A 22,104-nucleotide genomic window follows, 5' to 3' on the forward strand; every position below is an offset into this window, starting at 1 on the left:
CTGGCCGGTCCGGACCTGGCCGCCTGGGCGGGCGGTCGGCTGGACGCCCTGTGCACCGCCGCGGCGCTGGCGGGAGGGCTGCTGCTGGCCGGCTTTAGCGGAAATGTCACCCTCCTGCTGGCCGCCGCCTGGCTGCTGGCTGTCTGCCTGGGAGGAAGTATTCCCCGCAAAAACAGGAAATAATGCTTGCCATACAGGCGGGAAAAAGGTACAATAATATGTCTGATAAAATCTGGGGGTTACAAGATGAATCGTACCTTGGAGCATATCCTGCCGAATGTACAGAAGCCGGCCCGATACACGGGCGGGGAATACAATGCCGTTGTCAAGGACAGGGGCCAGGTGGACCTGCGCTATGCCCTCTGCTTCCCTGACACCTATGAGATCGGCATGTCCAATCTGGGCTGCCGCATCCTCTACGGTGTGATGAACGAGCGGCCTGATGTCTGGTGTGAGCGCTGCTTCGCGCCCTGGGGCGACATGGAGGAGGAGATGCGCCGGGAAGGCCTGCTCCTCTATGGCCTGGAGAGCGGCGACCCCATTGCCGAGTTTGACATCATCGGCTTCTCTCTGGGCTATGAGATGGCCTATACCAATGTTTTGAATATGCTGGATCTGGCGGGACTGGACCTGCGCGCCGCCGACCGGCATGATTTTTCCCCGCTGATTGTGGCGGGAGGGACCTGCTGCTACAACCCGGAGCCCCTGGCCCCCTTTGTGGATATGTTTATCCTGGGGGAGGGGGAGGAGGTCACCCTGGAGTATATCGACCTCTACCTCCAGGCCAAGGAGGAGGGCTGGTCCAAGGAGGAGCTCCTCCGGGAGGCGGCAAGAATCGAGGGCATCTACGTGCCCTCCCTCTATGAGCCGGTCTACCGGGCGGACGGCACCCTGGAGGAGGTCAGGGCCCTGGAGGGCGCGCCCGAGCTGGTCACCAAGCGGATCGTCCAGGACATGGACAAGGCCTATTTCCCGGTAAAAACCATCATCCCCTCCACCGAGATCGTCCACGACCGGGTGATGCTGGAGCTCTTCCGGGGCTGCATCCGGGGGTGCCGGTTCTGTCAGGCGGGATACGCCTACCGGCCGGTACGCTCCCGCAGCCCGGAGCTGCTGGCAAAATACGGGAGGGAGGCCATCGAGGACTCAGGCTATCAGGAGATGACCCTGTCCAGCCTGTCCTCCACCGACTACCCAGACCTGCTCCCCCTGTGCGACGAGCTGCTGGACTACTGTGCTCCCCGGGACATCGGGCTGTCCCTGCCCTCCCTGCGGGCGGACACCTTCTCCATGAGCCTGATGGAGCGGCTCCAGCGGGTGCGTCGGGGCGGGCTCACCTTCGCTCCCGAGGCGGGCACCCAGCGCCTCCGGGACGCCATCAATAAGAACCTGCGGGAGGAGGACCTGCTCCAATCCTGCCGCACCGCCTTTGCCGGGGGCTGGAGCGGGGTGAAGCTCTACTTCATGCTGGGCCTGCCCACCGAGACCGACGAGGACGTACTGGGCATCGCGGACCTGGCCCGGAAGGTCTACTTCACCTGGCGGGAGTACTCCCCCAACAAGGCCCGGGGGGTGCGGATCACCGTGTCCACCTCCTGGTTTGTCCCCAAGCCCCACACCGCCTTCCAGTGGGAGGCCCAGATTCCTGTGGAGGAGTATCAGCGGCGGGTGAACCTGCTGCGGGATGCCCTGAAGCGGGACAAGTCCATCACCTACAACTGGCACGATCCCCAGACCAGCTATCTGGAGGCCGTCCTGTCCCGGGGGGACCGGCGGCTGGCCGATGTGCTGGAGTGGGTGTGGGAGCATGGGGGGAAGATGGACTCCTGGACCGAGTACTTCGACTACCAGCGATGGCTGGACGGTCTGGCCGCCTGCGGCCTGGACGGAGACTTTTATGCCCACCGGGAGCGGTCTAGGGATGAGATTTTCCCCTGGTGCCGGCTGTCCACCGGCGTGAACGCTGATTTTCTGTGGCGTGAGCGGGAGCTGTGCTATCAGTCGGCGACCACTCCCGACTGCCGCACCCGCTGCTCCGGCTGCGGAGCGAGCAAGCTGTTGGAAGGGGGGAGGACCTGTGGCTGACCGGCTGCTGTTTTCCAAAACCGGGCGGGCCCGGTATATCTCCCATCTGGACCTGATGCGCACCTTCCAGCGAGCCTTTACCCGGGCCAAAATTCCCATCAAGCACACCGAGGGCTTCAATCCTCACCCCTTCGTGTCCATCGCCCTGCCTCTGTCGGTGGGATACTCCAGCCAGTGTGAAATTCTGGAGTTCGGCCTGCTGGAGGGGACGAGCTGTGAGGAGGTCCCGGAGCGGCTCACCGCCGCCATGCCGGAGGGGATCGCGGTCTACCAGTGCTGGCGGGCGGAGCGAAAGCTGAAGGAACTGTGTTATGTCAACTATATTATGACCTTTGACTACTCGGAGGGCCGGCCCCAGGGGGCCGAGCCCGCTATGGCCGCCCTGTTTAGCCGGGATAGCCTGGTGGTGAAGAAGAAGTCAAACAAAGCCAAGGCAGGCTTTACGGAGGTTGACATCATCCCGTTGGTGCGCAGCTGGCGCATTGAGTGCCAGAGCGACACCATGACCCTGGACCTGGTGGTTTCCGCCCAAAATCCCGGCCTCAACCCGGAGCTGATTCGCTCCACCTTTTGCAGCGAGTACCCCCAGTATGCCCCCGATTTTGTCACCTTCCACCGCCGGGAGGTGCTGGACGGGGAGGGGAGGCCCTTCCGATAAAGCTTCGGAGTGGGGGATTGTCTTTCGCCGCAGGCGAAATGTACGGAGTAAATTGGAGGAAGGAGAGATATTATGTATACCTATGAGTACGAGCGCATCCACGTTTACACCGGCCGGGTCCAGTGGGCCAGCAGCAAGACAGAGACCAAGGGACACCGGGAGACGATCAACCGCCGGGCGAAGGACGGCTGGCGGTATGTGGGCACCATCCCGGTCACCCAGCTGGGAGGCGGGGTCGTGTCGGAGATGGACCTGGTTTTTGAGAAGGAACTGCCGTGAAAAAACTGTTTACCATGATCCGCCGGGGCAATCTGGAGGAGGTCGCCGCCATTCTGGACAAAAAACCCGACCTGATCTCCTGCCTGGCCAAGGCCCCGCCCAAGAAGGACGACGGCCAGTCGCCGCTGATGGTGGCCATCAAAAGCGACAACCTGGAGGTGGCCCACCTGCTCCTGGACCGGGGGGCGGACGTAAACTTTGCGGACGCCATCAACCCCTACGGCAGCAATTTCGGCGCCCCGATCTGGTATGACGCCATCGGCCAGTGCTTTCTGCGGGCGCGGCACACCGTGGGCCCCGGCCCGGAGCGCAGTAAGGGCTACTTTCTGCTCCTCCGCCGCCTGCTGGACATGGGGATGGACCCCAACCAGAAGACCTCCTATGGCGGCACCGCCTGGCAGCACGCCCTGGAGCAGTACGATGAGTTTGCCCACGACTCCTTTCCCAGCTACCGTGTGGAGACGGCCAAGGAGGAGAACCGCCGGCTGCGGGAGATGCTGAAAGCCGTGCTGGACGAGCTTCTCAAGCACGGGGCGGATATCCACGATTTCAGGCCGCCCAACAAGGACGGTCTGCCAAGCAGTTCGGTAATCCTGCGGAATATGGAGGAGGGCCGGGAGCTGCTGGACGGCCTGCGCGGCCTGGACCCGGATTCCGATATGTTCAAGCCCCACACTGAGACATACCGGGGAAAGGAGCGGCTGGTTACGCCCTACTACTCTGTGGAGGACTACCGCCAGATGTACGAGACCAAATGGCGGGAGCTGGAGCCCATTCTGCGGGCCTACTATCAAAAGATGTGATGTAGGGGCGGATATTATCCGCCCGCATGTAGGCGTGACCACCGGGCACGCCGCTCTGAAATAAAACGGCGCGCCGAGTCGTCGCGCCCTACAGAAAAGGAGATGCGAAAAATGGACAAGCCTACCCAGCACAGTTTGACCTGGACGGTTGACGACACCATGACCGCCAAGCGCATCGGGGCCGCCGGCGCAAAAATTCTCTCCACCCCCAACATGCTGGCCCTGATGGAGGCCTGCGCCCTGGAGCTGGCCCAGGAATATCTGGATGAGGGGGTCACTACCGTAGGAGCGGAGGCCCACATCCGCCATCTGGCCCCCACCCCTGTGGGCATGCAGGTGACCGCCACCGCCACCCTGCGCTCTATCGAGCGGCGGAAGATGTGGTTTGACATCGAGGTCCACGACGAGAAGGGCAAGTGCGGCGAGGGCTCTCACCTGCGGATTATGGTGCCCCAGAAGGACCGGAGCCAGAGTTAAGCCCAACTCAACCGCTGGTTTGGTGACTTTTTGCCTGGAAGGCGGTATGATTCCAGGCAGGAGGTGCGAAATTCCATGGACAATGTAAAAACCGGCGGCTTCATTAAGCAGCTGCGCAAAGAGAAGGAAATGACCCAGAGGCAGCTGGCTGACCAGCTGCACATCACCGACCGGGCGGTCTCAAAGTGGGAACGCGGCGTCTGTGCCCCCGACATCTCCCTGTTGGAGCCCCTGGCGGAGATTTTAGAGGTCTCCATCGTGGAGCTCATCCAGGGGGAGCGGGCCGAAGCGCCTCAGGAGCCGGAGGCCAGCGCCAAGGAGATCATCAGCTATTCGAAGAGCGAGGTAAAGCGCAAGGTCCAAGGCGTCCGGAAAAAGTATCTGGCTATCGCCGCGGTCCTTCTCCTTGCCGCCGCCCTGACTGCCGGTGTCCTCCTGTGGAGGAGCGGGCGGCTGTTCATTTTGGACAAGGTGGCGTCCCCCGATGGGAAAATCTGTGCCACGGTGTACAGCAAGGATCTGTCCAACCACTTCTTTCCCTTAAAGGAGGGCGTCTCGATCATTACAGAGCAGGAGGACGGTTTGCAGTGGCGGGTCATCTACGGGGACTGTACCTATCAGGGCCTCTGGTGGTCGCCTGACAGCAGAAAATACGTCCTGGCCCTGGACTATGCTGATGAAAACCGCCTGACCCTGAGCTGGCTGGACAGAAATTCATCCAGCAACCTGAACGCCTATCTCTCTATGGGGGTGGAGGCCACTGAGCTGCGCAAATACGGCTACAGCACCCCTGACGGCTGGCCTGAGATCAAGTACCAGTTTTTGCAGTGGGGGACGGACAGCGCCTCCATGCTGATTTACTACGACTTTGAGGACAGCGCGGGGGAGGACCACACCGGATACTTCTGGTACAACTGCGAGACAGGGGCCGTCAAGGGAATTTTAGAGGTGGACGGCCGGTAGGAAAATTTATGCTGGAAACCTCTTGACAACGGCATAGGGGATGTGGTAACATGCCCTTTACAACAAAGGGGAGTAGTCGGCGCGCCTTACCAGTTGCGCGGCACCAGTCAACAAGCATGTGCGGTCCGTGAGGCCGCTCTGGCTGTGCCTGAAATGACCAGACCTGCGTTCCGAACATCGGAGCGCAGGTCTTTTTTTAATAGATAGCACAAAACCGGAAAAGATATACAGACAGAAAAAGTTTAGGGCCGCTCTTTTTAAAGGGCGGTGGCTCCAGGGCAAAGCCCTGGCGGGTCCGGGCAGAGCCCGGCATCCCGACCAAAAAGGAGTGCAGAAGTATGGATTTTTCATTTCTCTGGCAGGGGCTAATGTCCATCACCTGGCGGCAGCTGGTGATGTATGGCATCGGCGCGCTGCTGATCTATCTGGCCATTGAGAAGGGCTTCGAGCCCGCCCTGCTCATGCCAATGGGCTTCGGGGCCATCCTGGTGAACCTGCCCCTGTCCGGCGTAATCAACCAGTTCAGCGAGGCCATGGGGGAGACCCCGGGTATCATCCAGTGGCTCTTCGAGACGGGCATCGAGGCCAGCGAGGCCATGCCCATCCTTCTCTTTATCGGCATCGGGGCCATGATTGACTTCGGCCCCCTGCTGGCTAACCCCAAGCTGTTCCTGTGCGGCGCGGCGGCCCAGGCGGGCATCTTTCTGACCATCATCATCGCCGTGCTGCTGGGCTTCGACCTGAAGGACGCCGCCTCCATCGGCATTATCGGCGCCGCCGACGGCCCCACCTCTCTGCTGGTATCCCAGACCCTGGGCTCCAACTATGTGGGGGCCATCGCCGTGGCGGCCTACTCCTATATGGCCCTGGTGCCTATCATCCAGCCCTTCGCAATCAAGCTGGTGACCACCAGACAGGATCGGGCCATGAGGATGCCCTACCGGCCCCAGGGCGTCACCCGCCGGATGCGGATTCTCTTCCCCATTGTGGTAACCGTTATCGCCGGGCTGGTGGCCCCCGCCTCGGTGGCGCTGGTGGGCTTCCTCATGTTCGGCAACCTGATCCGGGAGTGCGGGGTGCTGTCCACCCTGTCTCACACCGCCCAGAACGACCTTGCCAACCTCATTACTCTGCTGCTGGGCATTACCATCTCCTTTTCCATGCAGGCCGAGCGGTTCGTCCAGTGGCAGACCCTGATGATTATGGGCCTGGGCCTGGTGGCCTTCGTGCTGGACTCGGTGGTGGGAGTTCTGTTTGTCAAGGTGCTGAACCTCTTCACTCCCGGTAATAAGATCAACCCCATGGTGGGGGCGGCGGGCATCTCCGCCTTCCCCATGTCCTCCCGGGTCATCGAGAAGCTGGGCCAGGAGGCCGACCCCCAGAACCATCTGCTGATGCACGCCATTGCTGCCAACGTGTCGGGGCAGATCGCCTCTGTGGTGGCGGGTGGCGTGGTGCTGCAATACTTTGCCAACTTGGGCTGACAGGAGGAGCGGAAAATGAGTGCTGATTTGATACAGGCCCTTGAAATGCTGGGCCAGGGGATGCTGGGCATCTTTGTGGTGCTGGGCGTCATCGCCCTGTTTGTGATTCTGATGCAGAAGCTGGGCGGCGGGAAGTGACTGTCACAGCCAGTCCGCTACCACGTCGCTGAGTCCGGTGGGGCCTACCCGGTTGTCCACCAGCAGGGTGAGCAGCTCGTCAATGCGAGAGGCGCTGGTGGTAATGGCGGAAATTTTGGTCTCATCACCTCCCTCCTCGGAGATCCGCACCCCGTAGCTTTCGCAGAAGATGCGGGAGGTTTCCTCATAGCCGATGGTGAGGAAATAGTGGAAGCGGCGGCAGACTCCTGTCTGGTCCAGGCACTGGCGGGTTGCGATCTCTAATTCCATGATATTGTGCCTCCTTTCATGTATTTCATTTGACAGGCACATTATATAGTGTTTACATGATTTGGAAAAGGGAAAGATATCGCAAATAACTACCTTATATGACATGTTTCGACACAAAGTGGGGCCGTGCCTGCCGGAACCCGTCGCAGAACAGGTTAATATCGTGGAAATTTCACGAAACGACAAAAGACCCCACCGTCGGCGGGGTCTTTTGTCGTCTGAAAGGACTTTTTTATCGCTGTGTGTCAGCGGTCATACTCCTCAAAGGCCTTTACCACGTCCGCCTCCGGAGCGGGGGTAGCCAGAGAGACGATGACAATGGCGAGCAGAGCCACCAGGAAGGCGGGAAGCAGCTCATAGATATTCCACAGGCCGCCCAGGGGACGGACCAGGAACTTCCAGACAAAGATCATCACGCCCCCGGCCACCAGCCCGGCCATGATGCCCTGGCGGTTGCTCCGCTTCCAGAACAGAGCGCACAGCATGGCGGGGCCGAAGGTGGCGCCGAAGCCCGCCCAGGCGAAGGAAACAATCTGGAACACGGAGCTGTTTGGATTCCAGGCCAGCGCTGCGCCCACGATAGCGATGAGGACCACGGTGCCCCGGGCGGCCAGCATGGAGGACCTGGTGTCCATCTTGATGTTCAGGAAGCCGTGCAGCAGGTCCTCGGACATGGAGGAGGCCGCGGCCAGCAGCTGGGAGTCGGCGGTGGACATTGTGCTGGCCATGATGCCGGCCAAGGTGATGCCGGCCAGCAGAGAGAAGAACACGCCGTACTGGCTGAGCAGATCGGCCAGCTGAATTATAACGGTCTCGGATTCGGAGCTGGTGGTGAGAGTGGCGAGCATGCCGGCTTTGGACACGCCGAAGCCAACAATGCCGATGAGAACGGCCACACCCATGGCGATGACCACCCAGATGGAGCCCACACGGCGGGAGATGGTCAGCTTCTCCTCGTCCTCAATGGACATGAACCGGACCAGAATGTGGGGCATGCCGAAGTAGCCCAGGCCCCAGGCCAGGGTGGAGACGATAGCCAGGGTGCCGTAGGTGCCCGTCTCTCCGGTGGCGGTGTTATAGCCCTGAAAGACATTGAGGTAGCCCGTCATCTCCTGGGCGTTGGACACAACCTGGCCCCAGCCGCCAGCCTGGATGATGCCGAAGGTGACGATGGAGATGAGGGCGATGGACATAACGATGGACTGGATCAGGTCGATGGTGGCCACGGCGGCCAGGCCGCCCAGCACGGTGTAGATAATAATAATGGTGGCACCGATCAGCATGGTGACATGGTAATCCACATTGAACAGGGTGCTGAACAGGGTGCCGATGGCCTTGAAGCCGGAGGCCACATAGGGGACGAAGAAAATCACGATGATGACGGCTGCGATGCAGGAGATGATGCGGCGGTCGTCCTTATAGCGCTTGGAGAAGAAGCTGGGAATGGTGATGGCGTCCAGCTTGGCGGAGTAGCGGCGCAGCCGCTTGGCCACCAGCAGCCAGTTGAAGTAGGTGCCCACAGCCAGACCGACAGCGGTCCAGAAGGGCTCGGCCACGCCGGTGAGGTAGGCCAGTCCGGGCAGGCCCATGAGCAGCCAGCCGCTCATGTCGGAGGCCTCGGCGCTCATGGCCACCACCAGCGGGCCCATTTTGCGGCCGCCAAGATAGTACTCGTCCGTGTTGGCGCCGCTTCCCCTGCGGTTAAAGTAGACGCCTACGCAGGTGATAAACGCCAGGTAGAGCACAATGGTCAGGCAGATCAGAATTTGCGGTATTGTCATAAAACTCCCTCCAAAAGCCGCTCCTCGGCGGCGAATTGTTGTTATCATAGCAGAATTAAAACAAGAATACAATACAGAATATACTCCGTACTAAAGGACACAAAAACAGCTTATTTATATTGAAATATCAATAAAAATAAGCTGTACATTTTTTATTATAGTGATTTGTACCTTCTTACAAACTTTTCCGAAACTCCCGCAAAAACATGGGCATCATGTCGGTGCTGTACCGGGTGAGGGAGTAATCTCCGGCGGACAGGCACCAGTCGTAGATGAGGGCCCGCTCGCACAGGGCGTAGGCCCGGACGATCTCATTGACGGTGACATCCTCCCGCAGCTCCCCCCGCTCCTGGCCCTGGAGGGTGATCTGGCGCAGCAGCTTGTAGTAGGTGCGGCCGTGATCCAGCAGAGACTTGTCCCCCCGGGTTACCAGCTGGGAGGAGTACAGCCGGGCCAGCAGATCCAGGGAGATGGAGTTCTCGATCATGGTGAAGAGCTCCCGGTTGAGGTACATCAGCTGGTCGAAGCGGTCCATCTCCGGGTCGATGGTTTCGATCAGGTCCTCATACTTCTGGTCAAAGACGTCGGACAGGGTGGAAAGCAGGGCGTCCTTCCCCTGAAAATAGTGGTAGAAGGAGCCCCGGGAGGTGCCCGACGCCTCGATAATCTCCTCCACGGTGGTGTCGTCATAGCCCTGGCGATAGAACAGCTGCCAGGCTGCGTCAATGATCTTTCCCCGGGTGTTCCGGACCCTTTTTTTCGCCATGGTGAACCTCCTGACGGCCTGCGCGGCCCTGTGGACTTCTGCATTATCATATCGAAGAATGAGGAAAAGGTCAAGTCCATGCCGGGACACTTCCATTTTCAGGGGCGGTGTGGTATACTGTTTCAAACATGAAAAGGGGGGACGGGCTGTGTTTAAGCTGCTGTTGGGCCGGGCCGGGTCGGGAAAGACCACCGCCGTGCTGAGCCGGCTGTGTAAGGCGGAGAGAGAGCAGGTGCTGTTGGTGCCCGAACAGATGTCCCACGAGGTGGAGCGGGCTCTGTGCAGGACGGGCGGCCCCCGGATCAATCTGCGGGCGGAGGTGCTGTCCTTCAGCCGGCTGGCCAACCGGATCTTTCAGGCGGCGGGGGGCCTGGGGGAGGAGGAGCTGGACGCCGGCGGCCGGCTGCTGCTCATGTACCGGGCGGTGCAGGCGGCGGCCCCCGAGCTGAAGGTCTATGGCCGGCCCTCCAGGCGTCCCGCCTTTCTCACCTCCCTCATCGCCACGGCGGACGAGCTGAAGAGCTGCTGTGTCCCGTCTCAGGCGCTGATCCGGGCGGGGGAGGAGGCATCCGGCCCGGAGGGGGACAAGCTTCGGGACTTGGGGCTGATCTTCGGGGAGTACGACGCCCTCACCGCCCGGACCGCCCTCGACCCCCGGGACCGGCTCACCCGGGCGGCGGACAAGCTGAAGCGGTGCGGCTGGGGGAGAGGGAAGGATATCTGGCTGGACGGCTTCACCGACTTCACACCCCAACAGAGGGAGCTGCTCCGCATCCTTATGGACCAGGCCCACTCGGTGACGGTCACCCTCACCTGCGACCGCCTGGAGGGGGACAGGGAGGGGGTCTTTTCTCCCGCCCGCAGAACGGCCGCCGCCCTGATCCGGCTGGCTCAGAAGGATGGAATTGGCTGTGAAGTAGAACACCTTGTCACTGATTTTCAAGAAAAGGCGGAGCCGCTGGTCCATCTGGAGCGTGCCCTGTTTGGAGCGGATGCTCATCCACCCGTCCCCGGCCAGGGGGCGGTGGAGCTGTTCCAGGGATCTACCCTTCGGGGAGAGGTGGAGTGGGTCGCCGGACGCATTCTCCGGTTGGCCCGGGAGGAAGGGCTCCGCTTCCGGGAGATTGGCGTGGCCGCCCGGAACTACGGGGCCTACCAGGATCTGGTGGAGTCGGTGTTCGGGCGGTATGGGGTGCCGGTGTTCTCCTCCGCCATGACGGATATTTTGGAAAAGCCGGTGCTGGCCCTGGTCACCGCCGCCCTGGATACGGTGGCGGGGGGCTACCGCTATGACGACGTGTTCCGGTATCTCAAGACCGGCCTTACCGACCTGCCTCAGGAGGACATCGACCTGCTGGAGAACTACGTTCTGAAATGGGACATCCGGGGGAGCCGCTGGACCCAGAGCAAGGACTGGTCCTGGCACCCCAAGGGTTACAACGTGGCCTGGGAGGAAGCGGACCGGACGCTGCTGGCCCGGGTGGACGCCGCCCGGCGTCAGGTGTCCGCCCCTCTGGAGACCCTGCGGAAAAATAAGGAGAAGACGGGGCGGGGGCAGGCGGTTTCCCTTTACAGCTTTTTTGAGGAGATCGGTCTGCCCGGCCGGCTGGAGGACCAGGTGAACACCCTCCACCGCCGGGGCCGGCCCGCCCTGGCGGAGGAGTACCGCCAGCTGTGGGACATCCTATGCGGCGCTCTGGAGCAGTGCGCCCTTCTGCTGGAGGACACCCCCATGGAGCTGGAGGAGTTTGCCCTGCTGTTCCGGCTGGTGCTGTCCCAGTACAACGTGGGCACCATCCCCGTCTCTCTGGACCGGGTGACGGCGGGGGAGACCACCCGTCAGACAGGCCGCAGGGTAAAGGTGCTCTTTCTTCTGGGGGCGGATGACGCCTCCCTGCCCCAGGCGAGCGCCGCCCCAGGCCTGCTGTCTGACGACGACCGCTCCCTGCTGGCCAGCTACGGCCTGGAGCTGGCCCAGTCCCAGCGGGACCTGCTCTACCGGGAGATGACCACCATCTATCAGATCTGTGCCCAGCCCAGCCAAAAGCTGGTGGTAACCTGGCCCGCCCAGGGCCCGGAGGGGGAGGAGTGCCGCCCCAGCTTTCTGGTGGGGCGGCTGGGGCTGCTGTTCTCCGATGTGAAGCCGGTCCGGGAGGAGGATTTGTCCGGCGCCTTCCGGCTGGAGGCCCCGCTCCCCGCACTGGAGCAGGCGGGCCGGAGCAAGGGCGTGCGGAAAGCGCTGGAGGGCCTGCCCGGCTTTGAGGCCCAGACGGCCCGGCTGGATCGGGCCGCTGCCTGGGAGCGGGGCAGGCTGTCCCGGCAGGCTGTGGACCGGCTGTATGGCCGCCGGGTGGCCATGTCCGCCTCCCGGATGGACAAATATAAATCCTGTCACTTCTCCTACTTCATGCGCTACGGCCTGGGGGCAGAGCCCCGCAAGCCCGCTGGCTTTACAGCCCCTGAGTACGGCACCTTTGTCCACTACGTGCTGGAGCATGTCCTCCAGGACGAGATGTTCTCCCAGACCGCCATCCCCGGCATGGAGGACAGCGACGCCCGAAGGAGGAGGCTGAAAAAGCTGACCCGGGAGGCGGTGGACCGCTATGCGGCGGAGGAGCTGGGGGGGCTGGAGGGCCAGTCCGCCCGGTTTCAGTACCTGTTCCGCCGGCTGCTCCGCTCGGTCCAGGCGGTGGTGGACAATGTGGCGGAGGAGCTGCTGGCCTCCAAATTCAAGCCGGTCTCCTTCGAGCTGGGCTTCGGAAGGGGGGAGGACCTGCCCCCGGTGGAGCTGACCTTTGCCGGGGTGACCATCAGTGTCACCGGCTTTGTGGACCGGGTGGACGGCTGGGTGGACGGCGGACGGCTCCACCTGCGGGTGGTGGACTACAAGACGGGCCGAAAGACCTTCGATCTTACCGAGGTGTGGAACGGTCTGGGTCTGCAAATGCTCCTCTACCTGTTCACCCTGGAGCGTCAAGGACAAGCCCTTTACGGACTTCCAGTGGAGGGGGACGGGGTGCTCTATCTCCCCGCTCGGGAGGCCGTCATCCGGGGCAGCCGGTCTATGAGCGATGAGGAGCTGCAAAAGAAGGTAGACAGAGAGCTGACCCGCAGCGGCCTTGTCATCGACGACCGGCGGGTGCTGGACGCCATGGAGGTCCGGGGCGAGGGGGGGTACCGATTCCTGCCCTTGAAGGTGAGCAAAAGCAGCGGAGAAATATCCGGCGAGGCGCTGGCCTCCGCCGAGCAGCTGGGCCGGCTGGGAAAGCATATCCAGCGGGTGCTGGAGGACATCTGTCAGGAGCTGGCCGCAGGGAGCATCGCCGCCGACCCCTTCTGGCGGGGCCCGGACAAGAACGCCTGCCGCTTCTGCGACTACGCCGCCGCCTGCCACTTCGAGCCGGGCCGGGGGGGCGACTGCAAGCGCTGGCTGCCCCGGGTGAGCGCGGAGGAATTTTGGGAGCAGGTCAAGGAGGAAACATGACAAACGAACAGAGAGCGGAAGCGCTGATTCAAAAGTATGGATTTGATTTTGTCTCCATCCCCAAGGGTGAAATACGGGAATTGATTGAGCTGGAAATAGAGGACTTTCAGGAGGGGAGCTCGGAATATATCCGGCTGCTGTGCGGCTACCTGTACTGCATCGGGGATGTGACTGATGTTCCCCTTCTGGAGCGGGCCAAGTACAGCATCAACATGGACGTAGGCTGTATGGTGGACGGAGAGTGGATCGAAAGCCTGAAAAACGGCGGAGTCGAGGAGGAATTTGTCAATTCCAGGGAGGAAATTGTCCGAAACTTCATTGCCTACTATCAGGACTTTGAAGCGGACGACGAGTGGTAATTGGGAGGTAAGGATGGACATTCAGCTCAGCTATACCGTCGCCGGACAGGGCTTCCCTCTGGTCCTGCTCCACGGCAACGGGGAGGATTACACCTACTTCAAGTATCAGATGGGTCCCTTCTCGGAGCGATATCAGGTGATTGCTCTGGATACCCGGGGCCACGGACAGTCTCCCAGGGGGGCGGCCCCCTTTACCCTGGAGCAGTTTGCCGAGGATTTGAAGGAATTTTTGGACAGCAGGGAGATCAGCCGCTGTCATCTGCTGGGCTTCTCCGACGGGGCCAATATCGCCCTGCTCTTTGCCCTGAAGTACCCGGAGTATGTGGAAAAACTCATCCTCAACGGAGCCGACCTGTACCCCTCCGGGGTGAAGCTCTCTATTCAGATTCCCATTGTTCTGGGATGGGGACTGCTCCAGATCATCCGCCGGTTTGACAAAAAGGCCCGGCTCAAGTGGGAGCTGCTGGACCTGATGACCACCCAGCCCCACATCAAGCCGGCCGGCCTGTCCGCCCTGACCATACCCACCCTGGTGGTGGCGGGAGAGCGGGACATGATCCGGGACAGCCACACCCGGCTCATCGCCAAATCCATCTCCGGCAGCCAGCTGGTTATTCTCCCCGGCGACCACTTTGTGGCCCGGCGGAACTGGCAGGCGTTTAACCCGGTGGTACTGAAGTTTTTGCAGCCGTAGCTGGCGAGCAGCGGACAAAAGGAGGATATGACAATGAACAGCATAGAGTTGGACAAATATGTCAGAGAGACCCTGCTAGCCCCCTTGGAACAGGAGGAAGAGACCCTGCCCCCAGATAAGCAGCTGGCCCTGTGTCTGATGGCGTTGGAGCGGATTTACACCTCCTATTTTCTAAAGTCGGATAAAACAGGGGCGAAATATTTTCAGAAAATCTTGGAGGCCCTGGAAAACGCGCTTGCCGGGGAGGGGACCATCAGCGGTGAGGAGCTGGACGAGCTGGCCAATTGGTGCGAGGGATATGTCGATAAATGGGAGAGCGGCCGGTTCAGAGGCTGGAAGCAATACGCGGTTGAAATACTCTTTCCCGATTACATCAGCCCCTTTACGGAAGCACTGGAAGGAATCTGCCGTCGAAAGAACCCTTTCGAGTATGGGGACATCTATCAAATCGGCGTTGAATTGTGTGAGCTGTATGAGCGGGACTTTCTGAACCAAACCGAAGCAGACCAGCAGACAGTGGCGGAATACGTCGCGGCCCGGCATGAGGATGTTGCCGCTGTTAAGAAAATGGTACTGGATACTTTGAAGCTGTACAGGGCAAAGAAGGCGACACAAAAGGACTATTTCCATGCTTTGGACGAGCTGGAGAAGGCCTGTGCCCGTTATCCGGAGGATAAAAAGAGATATTGGGAGCTGCGAAATGGAACCGGAGCCAAGACTCCGGAGGATATGGCGCGCACCCGCAGGGAGGCGGAGCGGGTTAAAAGCGATATTCTCTTTTTACAGCAGTGCGGGGAGCTCCCGAACGCTGAGCTGCTGGAGCGCCTGAAGGCCTATCGGAAGCTAAATATTCTTCAATAAGCGGTTAAAAGAGGAAAAACATGGAAAACAGTAAAAATATACTCATCATCGGCGACATGCCCGGCTGCGGTAAGATGGGGCTGGCAGGGATGCTGCCCATTTTGTCCAACATGGGGCACAGCATCTACAATCTGCCCACCGCCCTGGTGTCCAACAACTTCGACTACGGGAAATTTTCCGTTTTGGACACCACGGACTACATGCGTGAGACCATACGGGTGTGGAAGGAGCTGGGCTTTCAGTTCGACTGTGTCACCACCGGCTTTCTGGCCTCGGCGGACCAGGTGGACCTGCTCCGGGATTTCATCGACAGCCAGCGGAAGGAGGGCTTTCTGGTGGTCACCGACCCCATCATGGGGGACGGTGGCAAGCTGTACAACGGATCCACCCGACAGACGGTGGAAAACATGCGACGCTTTCTCGGCGCGGCGGACATAATCGTCCCCAATCTGACCGAGGCGGAGTTCCTCACCGGCTTGTTTGAGGGGGAGGAGGCCCTGACCGGCGGGGAGACCCGCCGGGTGCTGGATGGTCTGAGGGCGCTCGGCCCTGAGTCGGCGGTCATCACCAGCGGCCGGGAGAAGGAGACAGGCCGGCATGTGGTCTGGGGCTTTGACAGCAAAGCAGGGGAGTGCTTCACCGTCCCATACCGATTTATCAAGGCCCATTTCCCGGGCACCGGGGACATCTTCACCTCCCTGCTCACCGGCCAGCTGCTGCGGGGACGGACCCTGCCTCAGGCTGTCCGGAGGGCGGTAGACCTGCTGGAGCGGCTGATTTTCATGGAGCAGGACGTGGCCGAACGGAACAACGGCATCCGCATCGAGAAGTATCTGAGCGTGCTGACGGAGTAGGGGCCGACGACCCCGGCGGCCCGTTCCTTCGGAGGCCGGAGCAATCCGCGGCGCGCCGGGTCGTCGTGCCCCACAGGGGTGTTCCTGTAGGGGCGGACATTGTCCGCCCCTGCATTGACGCCGCAAAGAGAGGAGTGTAATTCCTATGCCCTTTCCTTTAACAGACGAACAGAGGAGGATTGTAGACGACCGGGGCGGCGAGCTGCTGGTGTCGGCGGCGGCGGGTTCGGGCAAGACCCGGGTGCTGGTGGAGCGGCTGCTGGACCGGGTGGCCGGGGAGAGGATCGACATCGACCGCTTCCTGGTCATCACCTACACCAAGGCGGCGGCGGCGGAGCTGCGGGGGCGCATCGGCCAGGAGCTGTCCGACCGGCTGGCGGAGACGCCCAACGACGGCCACCTGCGCCGCCAGACCGTGCTGGTCTACCGGACCCAGATCTCCACCATTCACGCCTTCTGCGCCGCGATGCTCCGGGAGAGCGGACATCTCCTGGACCTGGACCCGGACTTCCGTCTGTGTGATGAGGGGGAGAGCCGCGTTCTCATGGCCCAGGTGCTGGAGGAGGTGCTGGACAGGCGGTATGAGGACCTGTCCCCCGACAGCCCCTTCGCCTGTCTGGTGGATACCCTGTCTGCCGGGCGGGACGACAGCCGGCTGGCCCAGATTACCCTGGATATTTTCGCCCGGGTCCAGAGCCACCCCAATCCGGCCCGCTGGCTGGAGGAGCAGAAGAGGCTGTGGGAGCTGGGGGACATCTCCGACCTGTCCCAGACCCCCTGGGGGGCCCTGCTGCTGGAGGAGACCCGGCGTCAGGCCCGTTCCTGCCGGGACCGGATGGCCCAGGCCCTGGCGCTGTGCCAGGAGGACGAGCTGTTACAGGTCAACTACGCCCCATCCATCTCCAGGACGCTGGAGAATTTAGAGGAGCTTCTGTCCGCCAAAACCTGGGACGGAGCGGGGGCCCTGCTGCCCGTCGCCTTCCCGGACGCGGGCCGGAAGCGGAAGCGCGCCATAGCCCTCAGTCCCTTCGAGGAGGAGCGGACTGTCCAGGCCGGAGAGCGGATGAAGGCCATCCGGAAGCGGTGTAAAAAGATACTGGACAAGGCGGCGGAGCCCTTTTCCGGGGACACCGCCGCCCTGCTGGAGGAGCTGGCCCTGTCCCGGCCCGCCGTCCAGGCCCTGATGGACCTGGTGCTGGACTTCCAGACCGCCTTTTCCCGGGAAAAGGCAAAGCGGGGGCTGGTGGACTTCTCCGATCTGGAGCACTTCGCGGTGAAGCTGCTCACGGACGAGAGGGGACAGCCCACCCCCCTGGCCCAGTACTGGTCCGCACGGTATGACGAGGTGCTGGTGGACGAGTATCAGGATACCAATCAGGTGCAGAACGCCATCTTTGACGCCGTCTCCGGCGGGGGCCGGAGGCTGTTCCAGGTGGGAGACGTGAAGCAGTCCATCTACCGCTTCCGCCTGGCCGACCCCACCATCTTTTTGAACAAGTACCGCCGCTTTCCCGATGGAGAGGCGGCGGAGGAGGGCCAGCCCCGGCGGCGGGTGCTGTCCCGGAACTTCCGCTCCCGGCCCCAGGTATTGGAGGGGTGCAACGACCTGTTCCGGAGCATTATGTCAACTGAATTTGGGGAGCTGGACTACACCGACGACCAGGCCCTGGTGCCGGGAAAGGCTTTTCTGGAAAACGGCGGGCCGGGGTCGTCCCGCCCTACTGTAGGGGCCGACGACCTCGGCGGCCCGTTCAGTTATAGGTCTGACCCCTACGCCCTGGAGCTGGATGCCATTGACCTGTCCATCCTGGAGGCCCGGGAGGGGGAGAAGGAGGACAAGGACCTGCTGGAGGCCCGGTTCGCCGCCCGGCGGGTGAGGGAGCTGCTGGAGGAGCCCCTGATGGTGGAGGAGGGGGACGGCCTGCGGCGGCTTCGGCCCTCGGATGTGATGCTCCTTCTGCGCAGCCCGGGCCCTGTGCTCCACCACTACCTCCAGGCCCTCAACGAGGAGGGCATCCCCTGGACCGCCGACGGCGGCGGGGACTTCTTCGAGACCACCGAGGTGAACGTGGCCCTGGCTATTCTTCAGATTGTGGACAACCCCCGGCAGGATGTGGCCCTCATTGCCGCCCTGCGCTCCCCGGTGTACGGCTTCTCCGGGGACAAGCTGGCCCTCCTCCGGGCAGACAGCGAGGGGGACTTCTACACCGTCCTGACCCACGCCGCCGAAAACGGAGACCGGGAGTGCCAGGACTTTCTGGACCAGCTGGAGCAGCTGCGCTTTGGGGCGGGGGACCAGACCTGCCGCCAGCTAATGTGGCACATCTTTGAAAAGACCAACCTGCTGGGGATCTTCGGGGCCATGGAGGGCGGGGCGGAGCGGCAGAGCAACCTGCTGTCCCTCTATGCCCTGGCCGGCCAGCTGGAAAACAGCGGATGCCGGACCCTGTTCCAGTTCCTCCTGCGGCTGGACCGGCTGCGGGCCGCCGGCGGCCAGATCGGGAGCGCCGCTAGAAGAGGCCGGGAGGGGGAGGGGGTGTCCATCCTGTCCATCCACCGCTCCAAAGGGCTGGAGCGGCCGGTGGTGCTGGTGTGCGGCCTGGGCCGCCGGATCAACCGGGATGACCTGATGCGCCCGGTGCTCTTTCACCCCGTCCTGGGGGTGGGGCCCACGGGGCTGGACCGGGAGCGGATGGTGCAGTACCCCACCCTGGCCCGGCGGGCGGTGGCCCGCCAGCTGGAGCGGGAGATGATGGCTGAGGAGCTGCGGCTGCTCTATGTGGCTATGACCCGGGCCCGGGAGAAGCTGATCCTCACCCTGGCCCTCACCGAGGGGGCGGACGCTCTGGCCCGGCTGGGGGAGAGCCTGCCCATTACCCCCCTGTCCCTGGAGGGACAGCAGAGCGTGGGCGCCTGGGTGCTCCTCTATGCCCTCACCCGGCCCGAGGGAGAGGGGCTCCGGGCTTTGGCCGGGGTGTCTGTAGGGCGGGACGACCCCGGCCCGCCGTCCTGCGATAATCAGGCCGTTCCGTCAGGGTGGGCCGGGCCGTCGCGCCTTACAGGCCCCGCTTGGGACATCCGCTGGGTGGACGGGGCCTCTCTGAGAGAAGAGCGTAAAGCAGAAGGACATTACACTGATTGTGCGGAGGAGGGGGTGGTAGACGAGGACCTGTCCGCCCGCCTGCGGTGGGTCTACCCCCACCTCCCGGCGGCCAATTTGCCCTCCAAGCTCACCGCCACCCAGCTCAAGGGCCGGACCCTGGACCGGGAGGCGGCGGAGGAGACCGTTCAGCCCCGGGAGAAGGGCCAGCCCATCACCCGGCCCAGCTTTATCGCCCGGGACCGGGGCCTCACCCCCGCCCAGCGGGGCACCGCCCTCCACCTGGCTATGCAGTACCTGCCTCTGGACATGGACCCCGGCCTCCAGGCGGTGGAGGCTGAGCTGGACCGGCTGACCCAGGCCGGCTTCCTCACCCGGCTCCAGCGGGAGGCGGTGGAGCCGGAGCGGCTGTCCGCCTTTTTGACCAGCCCCCTGGGCCGGGCTATGGCGGCGGCGGGGGAGCGGTGCCGGCGGGAGTTTAAATTTTCCGTTTTGGATTCCGCCCTGAACTATTTTCCCGAGGGCAGGGGGGAGGAGGTCCTCCTCCAGGGGGTCATCGACGCCTGGTTTGAGGGGGAGGACGGGTCCATCATCGTGGTGGACTTCAAGAGCGACCGTGTCCGCCCCGGCGGGGAGCTGGACCGGGCCCGGGAGTACCGCCCCCAGCTCAACGCCTACAGCCAGGCCCTGTCCGCCATCCTGGGAAAGCCCGTCAACCGGCAGGTGCTGTGGTTCTTCGCCACCGATACGGCGGTGGAGCTGTAGCGGCATCAATTATGAGCTTTTTCTGAAATCTTATTGACTTTTGCAACTGCATAATATATAATAAAGCGGTGGCAAAAGTGAGGTGAAGAAGTGTTGCCAAGGACAGGACGTCCAATCAAAGGAACAAGCAAGCGGGATAAAAGCTTACAGCTTCGTATGAGCAAGGAGGAATTGATACTGCTTGACGAATGCGCCAAGCGGCTTGACATTTCCAGGACCGATGTTGTAAACAAGGGAATCAGGCTTGTGAAAGATGGATTGGACAAAAAATAACGGAAACGCCCTCCCGTCGAAAGTTGAGCGAATCCGTTATCATACCATACCCGGAGGTTTGGTAAATCTGATTATGCCATATCTCCCGGTAAAAATCAAGGAGGTCTTTCGGAATGGAGCCTATTATTAAAGAAATCAAGCGGTATATTGAGCAGACCGGGATGGACAAGAAAGCGGATGTGGATTATCAGATTGGAATGAATGATATCCTTGCTCTGTGCGACGTAGCGGACCGGGACACCTGTGGGGCGATCTGCTATACGTTTTTATTTGGCAGAGCTATGGGTTGGCGGGCTGCGAAAGAGATGTAACCACCGCCAGGACGATTACAAGGTCAGCCCGCTCCAATTCGGAGCGGGCCGTCCTTATTTCTCCACCAAAATAATGTCCTCCCCGAAGCGCTTGACAGCGGTCCAGGGGATGATCTTGTCCTCCTCCCGACCCAGCAGGCCGAAGAAGCGCCGCTTTCCGGGGACGATGAGGGACCGGACCTGGCCGGAACCCAGGTCCACCTCCATATCCCCCACGTAGCCGTAGCGTGTCCCGTCCTCCACGCTGATGACCTCTTTGTACCGCAGCTCCGCGATCCGAGTTTCCATACCTGCCCCTCCAGAAAAGAAGTTTTAGTTCAGAATATGCGGGGCCGGGGCTGTCCAATGCCTTTAAGAAAACCTTTATGAAATCTTAATTTTCCTACTAGTTTGTCCTTAATAAAGCCCTGCTATCCTTGTGGACAGAACAACGAGAGGAGGAGCGGGATATGGATTGGATGTTTCCTGCCGCGCTGGCCCTGACGGGCACAATGGGAGTATTGATGGGAATCTGGGGGCTGTGGTATCTGATTTCCAGCCTGGCCTGCGTCAAAAGGCCCATGGACTATGGCTTTCATCCGGCCAGGACAAAATTCGCGGTCCTGATCGCCGCCCGGAACGAGGAGCTGGTGATCGGGCCCCTGATTAACAGCCTGCTGATGCAGGACTACCCCGCCGAGCTGTATGACATCTGGGTGGTGCCCAACAACTGCGCCGACAACACCGCCCTGGCGGCCCGGAGCTGCGGGGCCAAGGTGCTGGAGTGCACCGTCCCGGTGAAGAGCAAGGGGGAGGTTCTGCGCTTCGCCTACAACCGCCTGCGGGGCCGGCGGTATGACGCCTGGCTGGTCTTTGACGCGGACAACGTGGTGGATTCCCGATTCCTGGCGGAGATGAACAACGCCCGGATGACCGGAGTTCAGGCAGCCCAGGGCTATCGGGACAGCAAGAACCCCTACGACACCGCCGTGTCCGGCTGTTCCTCCATCTACTACTGGATGATGGACCGCTTCCACAACGGCGGCAAGGCGGGGCTGGGGGTGTCCGCCATGATCGGCGGCACCGGCTTCATGGTGACTCAGACGCTGCTGGACCGGCTGGGCGGCTGGCGCTCCGAGACCATCAGCGAGGATCTGGAGCTCACCGCCCAGACCGTGCTGGCGGGGGAGAGGGTGGCCTATGTCCCCAAGGCGATTACCTACGACGAGCAGCCCCTCACCTGGGAGCAGTCCTTCACTCAGCGCCGCCGCTGGTCCAGCGGCACCCTGCAGGTGGCCCAGCGCTACCTGCCCGGCCTGGGGGAGGAGCAGGCCCTGCGGCCCCGGCTGACTCTGTTCGACTTTGAGTTTACCCTCCTGATGCCCGCCTACCAGCTGTCCGCCCTGGCGGGGCTGGTCTGTACCGCCCTGGCCGCCGCCCTGGGAGGGAAAACGGTCCTACAGTCCCTGGTCCTGGCCCTGACGGGGGCCTGCGGCAATATCGCCTGGGCCGCCCTCACCGCCACTGTGGCTGCCGGAATTGTCCTCACCCTGGAGGGCAAGTGGGACCGCCGGCTGTGGAAGGGCCTGTGTACCTACTGGCTGTTCCTCCTCACCTGGCTGCCCATCACGGCCGCCAGCTTCTGGAAAAAGACCACCGTCTGGAAGGAGATTCGCCACACCCGCGGCATGGCGCCCGAATTGCCGGGAAGATAAGGAGG

Annotated in this window: 21 protein-coding genes; 17 read left to right on the forward strand and 4 right to left on the reverse strand. The window is 62.1% G+C overall.

The genetic code is table 11. The annotated features are described in order from the left end of the window. The 9 genes from D1641_RS07345 to D1641_RS07385 form a co-directional block, all read left to right on the forward strand. On the forward strand, nt 1–183 hold a 183-nt coding region (locus D1641_RS07345), incomplete at its 5' end, for a hypothetical protein (RefSeq protein WP_160664206.1). 63 nt (nt 184–246) lie between these two features. Continuing rightward, nucleotides 247–2,085: a TIGR03960 family B12-binding radical SAM protein gene (locus D1641_RS07350; RefSeq protein WP_160664208.1), complete on the forward strand. Its 1,839-nt coding sequence runs from the start codon at nt 247–249 to the stop codon at nt 2,083–2,085. Beyond that, entirely contained in the window at nt 2,078–2,743 is a 666-nt protein-coding gene (locus tag D1641_RS07355) for a TIGR03936 family radical SAM-associated protein (RefSeq protein WP_160664210.1), read from the forward strand. The genes D1641_RS07350 and D1641_RS07355 overlap by 8 nt, the downstream gene beginning before the upstream one ends. 72 nt (nt 2,744–2,815) lie before the next feature. Continuing rightward, on the forward strand, nt 2,816–3,022 hold the full coding sequence (locus D1641_RS07360) for a DUF4177 domain-containing protein (RefSeq protein ID WP_160664212.1): 207 nt from the start codon (nt 2,816–2,818) through the stop codon (nt 3,020–3,022). Then, on the forward strand, nt 3,019–3,825 hold the full coding sequence (locus D1641_RS07365) for an ankyrin repeat domain-containing protein (RefSeq protein ID WP_160664213.1): 807 nt from the start codon (nt 3,019–3,021) through the stop codon (nt 3,823–3,825). Before D1641_RS07360 ends, D1641_RS07365 begins: the two co-directional genes overlap by 4 nt. 111 nt (nt 3,826–3,936) lie before the next feature. Further along, nucleotides 3,937–4,302 carry a thioesterase family protein gene (locus tag D1641_RS07370; protein WP_160664215.1) on the forward strand — a complete coding sequence of 122 codons (366 nt, stop codon included), beginning with the start codon at nt 3,937–3,939 and terminating at the stop codon, nt 4,300–4,302. A 75-nt stretch (nt 4,303–4,377) separates the two neighbouring features. Further along, nucleotides 4,378–5,265, forward strand: coding sequence for a helix-turn-helix transcriptional regulator (locus D1641_RS07375; protein WP_160664217.1), 888 nt, complete (start codon nt 4,378–4,380; stop codon nt 5,263–5,265). Nucleotides 5,266–5,603: 338 nt separating this feature from the next. Further along, nucleotides 5,604–6,749, forward strand: a complete 1,146-nt coding sequence (locus D1641_RS07380; RefSeq protein WP_160664219.1) for a sodium ion-translocating decarboxylase subunit beta — start codon at nt 5,604–5,606, stop codon at nt 6,747–6,749. 15 nt (nt 6,750–6,764) lie between these two features. Beyond that, complete coding sequence (locus D1641_RS07385; RefSeq protein ID WP_160664221.1) at nt 6,765–6,887, forward strand: sodium pump decarboxylase gamma subunit; 123 nt, start codon at nt 6,765–6,767, stop codon at nt 6,885–6,887. A gap of 3 nt (nt 6,888–6,890) precedes the next feature. On the opposite strand, the gene D1641_RS07390 is transcribed toward D1641_RS07385, so the two are convergent. The 3 genes from D1641_RS07390 to D1641_RS07400 form a co-directional block, all read right to left on the reverse strand. Then, nucleotides 6,891–7,157 carry a DUF6514 family protein gene (locus D1641_RS07390; RefSeq protein WP_160664223.1) on the reverse strand — a complete coding sequence of 89 codons (267 nt, stop codon included), beginning with the start codon at nt 7,155–7,157 and terminating at the stop codon, nt 6,891–6,893. Nucleotides 7,158–7,402: 245 nt separating this feature from the next. Continuing rightward, the gene (locus D1641_RS07395) at nt 7,403–8,938 is read right to left on the reverse strand and encodes a sodium/proline symporter (RefSeq protein ID WP_160664225.1); all 1,536 of its coding nucleotides are present in this window, start codon (nt 8,936–8,938) and stop codon (nt 7,403–7,405) included. A 175-nt stretch (nt 8,939–9,113) separates the two neighbouring features. Then, complete coding sequence (locus D1641_RS07400) at nt 9,114–9,704, reverse strand: TetR/AcrR family transcriptional regulator (RefSeq protein WP_160664227.1); 591 nt, start codon at nt 9,702–9,704, stop codon at nt 9,114–9,116. A 148-nt stretch (nt 9,705–9,852) separates the two neighbouring features. Between D1641_RS07400 and D1641_RS07405 the strand changes: the two genes are divergently transcribed. The 7 genes from D1641_RS07405 (at nt 9,853) to D1641_RS07435 (ending at nt 20,405) form a co-directional block, all read left to right on the forward strand. Beyond that, nucleotides 9,853–13,188, forward strand: a complete 3,336-nt coding sequence (locus D1641_RS07405) for a PD-(D/E)XK nuclease family protein (protein ID WP_160664229.1) — start codon at nt 9,853–9,855, stop codon at nt 13,186–13,188. Then, nucleotides 13,185–13,547, forward strand: a complete 363-nt coding sequence (locus D1641_RS07410; RefSeq protein ID WP_160664231.1) for a hypothetical protein — start codon at nt 13,185–13,187, stop codon at nt 13,545–13,547. Before D1641_RS07405 ends, D1641_RS07410 begins: the two co-directional genes overlap by 4 nt. A 13-nt stretch (nt 13,548–13,560) precedes the next feature. Next, complete coding sequence (locus tag D1641_RS07415) at nt 13,561–14,241, forward strand: alpha/beta hydrolase (RefSeq protein ID WP_160664233.1); 681 nt, start codon at nt 13,561–13,563, stop codon at nt 14,239–14,241. 33 nt (nt 14,242–14,274) lie between these two features. Beyond that, on the forward strand, nt 14,275–15,102 hold the full coding sequence (locus D1641_RS07420; protein ID WP_160664235.1) for a hypothetical protein: 828 nt from the start codon (nt 14,275–14,277) through the stop codon (nt 15,100–15,102). 20 nt (nt 15,103–15,122) lie between these two features. Further along, the gene (locus D1641_RS07425) at nt 15,123–15,956 is read left to right on the forward strand and encodes a pyridoxamine kinase (protein WP_160664237.1); all 834 of its coding nucleotides are present in this window, start codon (nt 15,123–15,125) and stop codon (nt 15,954–15,956) included. A 145-nt stretch (nt 15,957–16,101) separates the two neighbouring features. Continuing rightward, nucleotides 16,102–19,821: a helicase-exonuclease AddAB subunit AddA gene (gene addA / locus D1641_RS07430; protein WP_160664239.1), complete on the forward strand. Its 3,720-nt coding sequence runs from the start codon at nt 16,102–16,104 to the stop codon at nt 19,819–19,821. Nucleotides 19,822–20,207: 386 nt separating this feature from the next. Next, the gene (locus tag D1641_RS07435; protein ID WP_160664241.1) at nt 20,208–20,405 is read left to right on the forward strand and encodes a hypothetical protein; all 198 of its coding nucleotides are present in this window, start codon (nt 20,208–20,210) and stop codon (nt 20,403–20,405) included. A gap of 54 nt (nt 20,406–20,459) precedes the next feature. On the opposite strand, the gene D1641_RS07440 is transcribed toward D1641_RS07435, so the two are convergent. Continuing rightward, entirely contained in the window at nt 20,460–20,693 is a 234-nt protein-coding gene (locus D1641_RS07440; protein ID WP_160664243.1) for a YlmC/YmxH family sporulation protein, read from the reverse strand. Between the two features lie 161 nt (nt 20,694–20,854). On the opposite strand from D1641_RS07440, the gene D1641_RS07445 reads away from it, so the two are divergent. Beyond that, a complete protein-coding gene (locus D1641_RS07445; protein WP_160664245.1) occupies nt 20,855–22,099 on the forward strand; it encodes a glycosyltransferase family 2 protein in 1,245 nt (414 codons plus the stop codon). Nucleotides 22,100–22,104 lie beyond the last annotated feature (5 nt).

Origin of the sequence: Colidextribacter sp. OB.20, assembly GCF_009911595.1 — a bacterium.
Lineage (GTDB): Bacteria > Bacillota > Clostridia > Oscillospirales > Oscillospiraceae > Lawsonibacter.